General features: G+C 59.5%; 2 protein-coding genes. Both read left to right on the top strand.

The features are described 5' to 3' along the window. On the top strand, positions 1–226 hold a 226-nt coding region (locus tag V6C07_RS00840), incomplete at its 5' end, for a hypothetical protein (RefSeq protein WP_333534495.1). 789 nt (positions 227–1,015) lie between these two features. Beyond that, positions 1,016–1,186, top strand: coding sequence for a hypothetical protein (locus V6C07_RS00835; RefSeq protein ID WP_012625527.1), 171 nt, complete (start codon positions 1,016–1,018; stop codon positions 1,184–1,186). The last annotated feature ends 168 nt before the right edge of the window (positions 1,187–1,354 follow it).

Below are 1,354 nucleotides of genomic sequence, written 5' to 3'. Positions count from 1 at the left end.
CGCGCAGGCTCCCGCCCCTGCTCCCAGTGAAGATCCCGCCCTGGGCGAACGTCTGGACAGCGTTGATCTGACGCTGCGTGGCGCTTCAGCCCGGCTGGACGCCATAGAAGAGCGGCTGGACGGCCTGGAACCCCGTTTCAACGAGCAGGTGGAAAAATCCGCCGCCGCAGCAGCAGCCCGCATACTGCGCGAAGAAATCGCCCGCCTTCTGGAAAGCGAAGCGTAGTAAAGACAGGCTGCGCCTGGGCAGTGGAGCCGTTCACCTTGAAACTATTGTGACGGCGCGGGCAAACGTCCGCCCCAAAAACTACGCGCCGGTCTTTGCGCTGTCGCACACCGTAATGAGCGCCAGAGAGCGTTGGGAATCTGTGTTCGCACGGTGAAAAAGCGCCAAAGGCGGCAGTGCCGCGCAGACGTTTTTTTGCCCGAAAGTGGAAACCAGCCTCCTGCCCGCCGCGCCCGGCAAAACATGCTGCCCCCCGCTGGCGTCAGGCTTGCCAAGCAGAGGCGGAACGCATATGCTCGTGCGCGATTTCTCCTGCATGGGACAGTAGTCCGCCAAGTTCGCCGCATGCGGTTTTGCTCAAAGACCAAAGCCTGGCGGGATGGCGTATTTTCAACGGCCAGGCTGCCCGGAACGCATGCCGGAAAACGCAAACGTCCACCACGGAGCAACAGGCACACCCCATTTGCGCCGTCAATCACTGTGGCGAACACCGCAGAGCGTTGAGAACGAATGTTCTCAAAAGTAAAATATTTTATGTTATGAGTTACATGCGCATGGAAGCAGACGTATGAACGCTGCCATGCAGAAAGCCGGGAGCATGTCCGGCACGAATATAAAAAAGGGGGCGGGGGCTTTCGTTTCCGTTCTTTTTCCCGTCCAGGCAATGCCCGCTGTGGGTCATGGCCATTCCCCAAAGGGCGGGTTTTGTTTTCCGGTTGCGCGGCCGGCAGGCATAAGCCCCAAAACCGTGCAGCCTGCCGGACGGCAGTAACGAGGCAAGAGGACCGTATGGATAAAGATCGCAAAGAAGCCCTGCAGGTAGCCAAGGAACTGACCGCCAAGTTTATTGAAACACGCACGGTTTCTCCCGGCAATTTCGCAGAGGTTTTTCCCTCTGTATACCGGGTGGTCTGCACGGCCATCGGTGTTGACGCGGATCAGGACAACAAGGGTAAATAAGTGGACTCTTCTCGGCTTTCCGGGCAGCAGGACAGGGCCTCGGCCCCGGCTTCCGCGCCCTCACATGACGCTGCCGTGGCCGGCATGTTCGGCCGCATTGTACGCTTTTACGACCTGCTCAACCGCGTCCTCAGTCTGGGGCTTGACCAGCACTGGCGCAAGGTGCTG

It is taken from the genome of Desulfovibrio sp. 1214_IL3152, assembly GCF_036763055.1.
GTDB lineage: Bacteria > Desulfobacterota > Desulfovibrionia > Desulfovibrionales > Desulfovibrionaceae > Desulfovibrio.
This window is presented reverse-complemented; position numbering and strand designations above follow the sequence as displayed.

Excerpts from the sequence above, each read along its gene's own strand:
- V6C07_RS00835 (WP_012625527.1), top strand. The coding sequence starts at position 1,016 with ATGGATAAAGATCGCAAAGAAGCCCTGCAGGTAGCCAAGGAACTGACC.